This is a genomic window from Altibacter sp. (assembly GCF_019913785.1).
Classification (GTDB): Bacteria; Bacteroidota; Bacteroidia; order Flavobacteriales; family Flavobacteriaceae; genus Altibacter.
Genome location: NZ_JAIOHK010000028.1, coordinates 58,328 through 66,461 on the forward strand (window position 1 = coordinate 58,328; position 8,134 = coordinate 66,461).

10 protein-coding genes are annotated in these 8,134 nt (G+C 34.4%); 8 read left to right on the forward strand and 2 right to left on the reverse strand.

Annotated features, from left to right (window positions below; translation table 11 throughout):
- Positions 1-29 precede the first annotated feature (29 nt).
- A complete protein-coding gene (locus tag K8F54_RS04150; protein ID WP_290787439.1) occupies positions 30-782 on the reverse strand; it encodes a DUF481 domain-containing protein in 753 nt (250 codons plus the stop codon).
- 176 nt (positions 783-958) lie between these two features.
- Between K8F54_RS04150 and K8F54_RS04155 the strand changes: the two genes are divergently transcribed.
- The 8 genes from K8F54_RS04155 (at position 959) to K8F54_RS04190 (ending at position 7,392) form a co-directional block, all read left to right on the forward strand.
- Positions 959-1,528, forward strand: coding sequence for an RNA polymerase sigma factor (locus K8F54_RS04155; protein WP_290787442.1), 570 nt, complete (start codon positions 959-961; stop codon positions 1,526-1,528).
- 5 nt (positions 1,529-1,533) lie between these two features.
- Positions 1,534-1,722 (forward strand): hypothetical protein, encoded by a 189-nt coding sequence (locus tag K8F54_RS04160; protein WP_290787445.1) that lies wholly within the window; start codon positions 1,534-1,536, stop codon positions 1,720-1,722.
- A gap of 12 nt (positions 1,723-1,734) precedes the next feature.
- Complete coding sequence (locus K8F54_RS04165) at positions 1,735-2,562, forward strand: mechanosensitive ion channel domain-containing protein (protein ID WP_290787448.1); 828 nt, start codon at positions 1,735-1,737, stop codon at positions 2,560-2,562.
- 178 nt (positions 2,563-2,740) lie between these two features.
- Positions 2,741-3,025, forward strand: a complete 285-nt coding sequence (locus K8F54_RS04170; protein WP_290787451.1) for a hypothetical protein — start codon at positions 2,741-2,743, stop codon at positions 3,023-3,025.
- Between the two features lie 70 nt (positions 3,026-3,095).
- On the forward strand, positions 3,096-3,920 hold the full coding sequence (locus K8F54_RS04175) for a DUF2807 domain-containing protein (RefSeq protein ID WP_290787454.1): 825 nt from the start codon (positions 3,096-3,098) through the stop codon (positions 3,918-3,920).
- A 108-nt stretch (positions 3,921-4,028) separates the two neighbouring features.
- The gene (locus tag K8F54_RS04180) at positions 4,029-6,218 is read left to right on the forward strand and encodes an amino acid permease (protein ID WP_290787457.1); all 2,190 of its coding nucleotides are present in this window, start codon (positions 4,029-4,031) and stop codon (positions 6,216-6,218) included.
- 479 nt (positions 6,219-6,697) lie between these two features.
- Positions 6,698-6,919 carry a lipopolysaccharide assembly protein LapA domain-containing protein gene (locus K8F54_RS04185; protein WP_290787460.1) on the forward strand — a complete coding sequence of 74 codons (222 nt, stop codon included), beginning with the start codon at positions 6,698-6,700 and terminating at the stop codon, positions 6,917-6,919.
- A gap of 26 nt (positions 6,920-6,945) precedes the next feature.
- Complete coding sequence (locus K8F54_RS04190) at positions 6,946-7,392, forward strand: hypothetical protein (RefSeq protein ID WP_290787463.1); 447 nt, start codon at positions 6,946-6,948, stop codon at positions 7,390-7,392.
- Positions 7,393-7,465: 73 nt separating this feature from the next.
- Here K8F54_RS04190 and K8F54_RS04195 read toward each other — a convergent pair whose 3' ends face one another.
- Positions 7,466-7,840, reverse strand: a complete 375-nt coding sequence (locus tag K8F54_RS04195) for a hypothetical protein (RefSeq protein ID WP_290787466.1) — start codon at positions 7,838-7,840, stop codon at positions 7,466-7,468.
- Positions 7,841-8,134: the final 294 nt, after the last annotated feature.

Sequence of the window (8,134 nt, forward strand, 5' to 3'; positions counted from 1 at the left end):
AAGAAAAAAACTTACAAAGTTTTAAGAATTTAATCGAAGTAATAAGTTACCCCGGTCGTAAAATTATATTGAGAGTTTGGGATGCCTATGGCGGGAAACTCGTCATATAAAAACATATAGTTGGTAGCAAATGCAAAGTTCTTAAATACCGATATGATTAATGAGGACTGACTCGAAATTCGATAATCGCCAAATTGAGAGATCTTAGGTTGATAATAGGTAGTGCTTATAAAACTCAGGGTTTCGGTGGGGTAAAGGCTAAAGGAAAAATAGGCGCTGCCCCTAAAATCACGCTGAATGGGTGTTATTCCATCGGCTAATTCTTCATGTTCGTACATGACCAATGTCCCAAGGTAGAATTTATATTTTTCGGAATTGCCAATTTTAAAACGTGGTCCGGTACCTGCCAATGCCCTGAAATCTATTAACGACACCTTGTTATATTGTGCTTGTACAAATACTTCCCAGCCAATATAGGGATGAAAGCGATAGTTGTATCGAAGATGTGAAATACCGTTATTCTCCAATTTTTCACCCTCTATTTTTTGAAACTCCACATCGTTTTTAAACAGCACTAAATGGTTACCCATTTTGTATTGTAAATGAATATTACTCGATATGGTAAGGAAGTCGTTCGTATTGCGCTTTAGTGCAAAATTGATCCCGGCTGATCCGGAATACCCACTGGTATCGGTTACTTTCCGAAGGGATTCGGCATTTAATACTTGAGATAAGGCGCTTGCCGATATAAAAAGAAAGAGCGTGAGAAGGACGTATCTCATAATAGGATTGTTAGTTGGTTCAATAAAAATAGGGAAAAGGATTATAATTTAAAGTCTTCGAAGGATATTTCAAATTAAAAATAAGTGAAGAAATAAAATTAGGGCACAACTATTTGTAAATTAAGTGACTTATTTTGATTTAATGTGTCTTATTAATAAAGTAACCATACAAAGCCTTGAAAACAAATGATAGTTTCCAAAGTCTTACCGACGAGGAACTGGTAGCACAAATAGTTAAAACACAAAATACAATGCTTTTTGGAGTGTTGTACGATCGTTATGGCGATACCGTTTATAACAAGTGCTATAATTTTGTAAAAACTGAAGACGAGGCCGAGGACTTAGTACAGGATATTTTTTTAAAGTTATTTATGAAGCTCGGCAACTACAAAGGAACGGCTAAATTTTCTACGTGGCTCTATGCTTTTACATATAATTTCTGTGTGAATTATGTAACTAGAGATACTGCTCGAAAAATGGATAGAGCTTCGGTTTCTGTAGAAGATTACGATCATTTATTAATTGAGACAGACGATTATAGTTTGTTTCAACTTCAAGTTGATAAACTTAGAAAAGCGTTAGACATTATTAATCCAGACGATAAGATGTTATTACTGCTCAAATATCAAGACGACCTGTCCATAAAAGATCTAGCGAATGTGCTGGAACTTGGTGAAAGTGCGGTCAAAATGAGACTTAAAAGAGCCAAAGCCCGAATTGTAGAATTGTGTAATGAAAAAGTATAAACGATATGGAGAATCCATTTAAGAAATTGGTACATCCACCCAAGGAGGCACCTAAAGAAATGAAGAAAAAAGTGATGGATGATGTATCGGCTTATAAATTATTTATGGAAGCCGCTCGTCTCTTTTCATTTAATTATGCTTCGGCTGCTGAGAGCTTTTTCAAAAAAAGAAAAAAAAAGAATAACAAAAACTAAATAAGCAAAACCATGGAAACTTTGACAAACTGGAAAGAATTAACCTTCAATTCCCTAAATGAGATGGGAATAAATATTATGGAGGCAGTACCTAATGTAATAGGAGCCCTTCTCATTCTATTAATTGGATGGATTATAACGAAGATAATTGTGTATTTACTACGTAAGGTCTTACATCTTGTAAAAGTTGATAAGCTTACTGATATTATCAATGAAAAGGATCTATTTGGGAAAACAGATTTAAAATTCAATGTAACAAGTGTAATCGTCGCTTTTGTAAAATGGATTATGTTTTTGGTTTTTCTTATTGTTGCTTCAGATATCATGAATTGGGAAATTGTTTCAGTAGAAATAGGGAAACTACTTAGTTATTTGCCAAAGCTGTTTAGTGCACTTGCACTTTTTATGGTGGGTCTATACATTGCCAGTTTTATAAAAAAGGCGATTCGGGGGTTATTCGACTCTTTCGATTTAAGCGGGGCAAAGATTATTAGTAGTTTGGTGTTCTATGTAATTGCCATCATAATAACGGTGACCGCTTTAAACCAAGCCGGAATAGATACTGATATTATCACGAATAATTTGACCATCATCTTAGGAGCGTTCTTAGCAACAATTGCTATAGGTTTTGGGCTGGGGTCTAAGGACATTGTGAGTGACTTGCTAAAAACGTTTTATACCCGTAAAAGTTATGAAATTGGACAAGCTATTCAGTTTAATAACATTTCGGGAACGATAGAATCTATTAATAGCATTTCAATAACCTTGAAAACCGCAAGCGGAAGAATTGTAGTGCCTATCAAGGATATTGTTGAAAACCAAATTGAAATAAAAGAATAGTTTACACCAAGGGAAACGGTCATTTGAATAAAAAACTAAAAAGAGCAAAGTAAGTTGTTTAAACTTATAACCTGTTTTTCCATTGGTTTAGAAACAATCATTCAATGTAGTATGTATACTATACCGAATCATTGTTTCATTTTAAACGTAACATAGTTAAGATATTAATTTGTTTGAAATGGTCGAAAAACAAAAAGGCTTCGGAAAAATTAAAAATGAAATTTACGAATACATAATTCTAACGTTTCCTAATCGCTATTCTGAAATGGAAAGTGAATCGAAAATGGAATTATTTCTTCAAAAATGGGAAACTTTTTATAAGGAAGAATATTCTAAACTTATGAATTCTGAACAAGATGCAACCTACTATTTAGATTATTCAGATTTTGAGTGTTATTGTCGGAATGCGGCATATACTCAAATTTTCAACAGAATTTCAGATGGGTTTAGTTCGGGCAATTAAATAATGCACATTTGTGACTTCATTGACTTTTCAGGCTCATAATAAGGAACAGTAATCAAATCATTAAACTATGAAAATTAAAATTAGTGTAATTACCTTACTCATAATATGTACAAGTTTACTTGCACAGAAAAAACCAAAAATTCAAGGCAGCAAAGTAATTGTTGATGTTTATAAATCCCTTGAAGACTTTAGTGCTATTGAAATTAGCGATAATCTAGTAGTTTCGTTAACTCAAACAGAACAAAATGGCTATCATTTAAAAACAGATGACAACTTAATTGGAATTGTAAGATTTGATGTTGAGGATGATGTTTTAAAAATTTATACTATTAACAGAATTACTTCATACAAAAAATTGGAAATTAATGTCACGTTTAAACAAGTGGATAAGATAGCTATTCGAGATGAAGTTGAGTTAGAATCTCTAAATAAGTTGAATTGTAAAGAATTAACCTTTACGGCAATTAACGATACTAAATATAAATTGGATTTAGCTATTGAAAACGGAACTTTTTTGTTTAGCGATAGTACAAAAGGCGAATTATTATTAAGGGGTATAAAAGCTAATTTGATTCTAAATGAGAATGCTTATCTTAATACGACGGTGAGTATGGATACGATTTCGTTAAATGTGAATAAGCGGTCTGATATAAATATCAGTGGAGACGTACTTGATTTGCAATTGACTGCGACCGGCTCTACCGATATAAAAGCCAAAAAACTGAAAGCTACTTCGGCAAATATTATTGCATCGAATTATTCTGATATTTATATGTATGTTGGATCTGACTTAAAACTCTATGCTCAGGGGAAGAGCAATATTTATGTTTATGGAAATCCGAATATTCAAGTAGAAGGATTAAATGATAAATCGCAAATAATAAAGAAATAATAACACTTGGAGCCTTTTTATACATGCTTAAAACGCTTCTGTTTAGAGGCGTTTTTTGCAGTATTTTAGAGAGTAAGGTGCCGTATAATTTATTAATATTCAAATTAAATGGATTCAAAAAAAAATAAAATAGCTCCAAAATTTGGCACCATGGCGGGTGTTTTCACCCCTACTTTTTTAACCATCCTAGGGGTGATCATGTATATCCGACATCCGTGGGTAGTTGGAAATGCAGGAATTGTAGGTGCATTCCTTATTATCATTGTCGCAGTTGCAATCACATTCTCAACGGCGCTATCACTTTCTAGTATTACTACTAATATTAGAATTGGTTCGGGAGGGGCATTTAGTTTAATTTCCCAATCACTAGGCCTAGAAATAGGAGGAGCCATAGGAATACCATTTTTCTTTTCACAGGCGATTGCAGTCGCGATGTATGTATTTGGATTCCGTGAAGGCTTGCAAAGTCTTATCGACCTAAGTCCGTTATTACTGGATTTGATGGTCTTTGTCTTGGTACTAGCTATTGCATTTATTAGTACCAGTTTTGCTTTTAAAATTCAATATGTAATTATGGCAATTATTATATTGTCAATAGCCTCTATTGTTGGTGGCTTGTTTGTAAATGAGCTCAATTATGACTTTGTTTGGTTTGGGAACTATCAAGGTTCACCAGAGACCAACTTTAGCGGCACGTCTTTCTGGTTGGTTTTCGCAGTTTTTTTCCCTGCAGTGACAGGGGTTATGGCGGGGGCGAATATGTCGGGCGATTTAAAGAATCCAAGAAAGAGTATTCCCAGTGGAACTATAACTGCCGTTATAATTACGACAATAGTTTATATGGCTTTAGTTTTTGTGGCGGCCTTACTGGCAACGCCTCAAGAATTATTAAATAACTATAATGTATTTATTGATAAGGCTTATTATGCGCCAATTGTATTGGCCGGATTGCTTGGTGCAACATTATCTTCGGCCTTGGGCTCTTTTGTTGGGGCTCCCAGAATCTTATTGGCATTAGGTGAGAAAAGAATCCTACCCAAAAGTGAATTTCTTTCGAAGACCAATAAAAAAGGAGAACCGTTTAATGCGATGTTGATTACTGCCGTCATTGTTTTATTTGGACTTTCATTGCGAGACCTTAATACAATTGCACCACTCATTACCATGTTCTTTATGATAACATATGCCATGGTAAACATCGTAGCACTTATCGAACAATCATTGGCATTACCCAGTTTTAGACCAACTTTGAAAATCCCAATAATTGTGCCTATTATAGGAGCATTTGGATCGTTAACCGTTATGTTTATTATAAATGCAGCGGTGGCATTGGCGTCGTTAATTTTGATCATTTTGTTCTATTTCTATTTGGTAAAAAAGAAATTGAAGTCGGACGCAGGCGACTCTAGAAGTGGTTTGTTTACCGCCTTAGCAGAATGGTCCACCAAAAAAACAACCGAATTAAGCCCTACTAAGGAGGTTCGTTCGTGGAGACCCGATTTATTGATACCCGTTACGGCACCTAAAGAAATTCGAAGTTCCTTCAAGCTTATTGAAAGTATTGTGGCTCCGAAAGGGTCCATTAAATTATTGGCCTTGAAGAACCATACAGAAAGTGTATCCGATAAACTAAATATTTTTTTACCACGGGTAAAACGGCGACTTCAGAAACAAAATATAGCAACCAGCTATACCTATGTTGATGGTGATGACCTTGCTGATACATTAAAGATTAGTATGCAATCATTACATGCAGCCTTTTTTAAACCAAATACCGTGTTTATAACAGTAAGTAATAATCCAGCACAAAACATCTCTTATGAACGACTTATAAGCGCAGCCAAACAAAATCAATATGGTGTTTTGGTGTATGTCCCGTTTGAGAATGTCGGGCTTTCACTAGAGAAGAGCGTAAATTTATGGATAAGGGATGTGCCCGAAATGTGGAATACAAATTATGACATAAATAATAACGATTTGTCGATTCTTGTATCTCTTCTAATTCATAAAAACTGGAACGGGAATCTTTCAGTAAATATTTCTCTACATGAAAATGGAATAGCCGGACAAGAAGATATCGATTTATTGAAGGACCTGGTTCGATTTCCAATTGATACTGTCATAAAAAGCTATGATCCAATCTCAGAGGAACAAGTATTGAAAGATTCCAATGCAGATTTGAATATTATGCCGTTAGCCTCTGGAATGAACATTGATGATTTGGTTGCAATGGTTAATATGAGTAGAACTTCGGCTTTATTCTGTTTAGACAGTACAACAGAGAATGCATTGGTTTAATTAAATAATCATGAAGAAGAATTTAGACTTATATTCATATTCTTGAATAAAGCGATATTGAGAAAAGAAATATCAATATTTAATGGAGGTAAAAACCAAAGCGCCATCAGTTCCGATAACAAATGTGTCTTCAGTAGGGTTTGAGAACTCGCTTTTAAGCTACAAAAAGGGCATTGGCTAAAGTGGATTCATTTCTTACTCGCAAAGAAATTATATCTAGAAATTTTGTAGATATGATCATGCAGTTTTTTGCTTTGGGTAATTAGGAGTTCGAAACTCAAGAAGCACTTGTAACTAAGGACTTAAATGAGGTGTATTTATTACATTTTCAGCTTTCGGAAGACTGTAAGCGTCTTATAATTTTGCAAAGAGATGTGTTATTGCAAAGTACCTTATGGAAATATCAAGAAAACTGACAGGCTTAAGAGTGACTTCTAAAGAAATTTTGGGTCTTAATAAATAGAACATTAACATAAGATATGCAAAATAGTGGTAAAATAACAACGATAGTTGTACTGGTGATAGTTGCCTTATTTATAGTTTTTGCCTTACAGAATATTGAAGTAACTGAAGTGAAAATATTTTTTTGGAAGATTTCAATATCTCGCATATTAATCATACTTGGTAGCTTTGTTGCTGGTCTTTTAGTTGGCTTGTTATTTTCTGCTAAAAAACAGTTTTCAAGAAAAACAAATCAATAATATTTATTAAAACTCCTTTTTAAATTATGGCTAAAATTATCTCAGTCGAATTAATGAGTGTCCCAGACGTTATCCATGTTGGGGATGAATTGAGCGAGATCAAAGTAACCACTAAAATTCAATTTCACAAAATGGATATCCAGCTCGGAATGGAATATTGTTTGAATTTATTTGTGTACGATGTGCATGGAAAAACAGATACGCCTATTATAATTCCAAATTGGGATGAAAGTAAACTTATTCCAATTTCGTCAGATAGAAGAGATGATTTTATGGGTCGAGAAGTTGTTAAATTGGTGGCCGGAGTGCCTGAAATTGTACTTGAAACGCCCATCGCACTTAAGTTAGGAAAACTAAGTAAAAAAAATGGCAGTTACTTTTCAAGGAAATTAGAGGTTTTTGCAACTATCGCTCCTGCAGTCGGACGAGCTTCAAAATGGTCAGGACCGTTTGAAGCTACTTTGGTTTACTAGCTAGCTAATTAAAAAAAAGAAAGGTCGAAAGTTTAACTTTCGATCTTTCTTTTAAACATATTTTTCGATTAAATCAATCCAAATTCTCATAAGCTTCTAGCAATTCCATTTCCATTATGGATAACCGCTTTATAAATGATTTCTCACTCGAAGATGTAGTTGCTTTATTATTCCTAGAGGACGTTTTTTCATACTTCACATGATAAGTGATTCGAAAGGTCTTTTTAAGATATTTCTTATCGGTTAAATTGTATTTTTTTAGTACATCGTCTGCAATCTTTTCAAAAATAATAGTGCTCTGGTCGAGGTCCTTAGTAAAAAAATATGCAATATCCGAGTAGCCATCATAGGTTGCCACTGTAGTCTTTGTCTCGTTATTGGGAAGTTTCTGAGAAAAGACACTTCCAGAAATTGCTATGGCTGTGAAAATGATTATAAGTTTTTTCATGGCGTTTTGTATTTTAGGTTTATATTATTTTAGACCCAAAATAAGACTGTAAGTCACACCTAGAAGAAACAAATATATTTCAAGATTTCAGAATCTTATAAACTAAAAAAGACCGTCTTTCGATAGTCTTTTTATGTGGTACCTCCAGGCATTCCCTCACCAAGTTCGGGACAGGCCTCGATTCGTTCTGCCTACGGCATAAAAAAAGCACCCTAAAAAGAGTGCTTTTCTGTCGATACCCCTCGCGGGGCTCGTGGTACCTCCAGGCATTCCCTCACCAAGTTCGGGACAGGC

Excerpts from the sequence above, each read along its gene's own strand:
- K8F54_RS04175 (WP_290787454.1), top strand. The coding sequence starts at position 3,096 with ATGAAAATTAAAATTAGTGTAATTACCTTACTCATAATATGTACAAGT.
- K8F54_RS04190 (WP_290787463.1), top strand. The coding sequence starts at position 6,946 with ATGGCTAAAATTATCTCAGTCGAATTAATGAGTGTCCCAGACGTTATC.
- K8F54_RS04185 (WP_290787460.1), top strand. The coding sequence starts at position 6,698 with ATGCAAAATAGTGGTAAAATAACAACGATAGTTGTACTGGTGATAGTT.
- K8F54_RS04165 (WP_290787448.1), top strand. The coding sequence starts at position 1,735 with ATGGAAACTTTGACAAACTGGAAAGAATTAACCTTCAATTCCCTAAAT.
- K8F54_RS04150 (WP_290787439.1), bottom strand. The coding sequence starts at position 782 with ATGAGATACGTCCTTCTCACGCTCTTTCTTTTTATATCGGCAAGCGCC.
- K8F54_RS04160 (WP_290787445.1), top strand. The coding sequence starts at position 1,534 with ATGGAGAATCCATTTAAGAAATTGGTACATCCACCCAAGGAGGCACCT.
- K8F54_RS04195 (WP_290787466.1), bottom strand. The coding sequence starts at position 7,840 with ATGAAAAAACTTATAATCATTTTCACAGCCATAGCAATTTCTGGAAGT.
- K8F54_RS04180 (WP_290787457.1), top strand. The coding sequence starts at position 4,029 with ATGGATTCAAAAAAAAATAAAATAGCTCCAAAATTTGGCACCATGGCG.
- K8F54_RS04170 (WP_290787451.1), top strand. The coding sequence starts at position 2,741 with ATGGTCGAAAAACAAAAAGGCTTCGGAAAAATTAAAAATGAAATTTAC.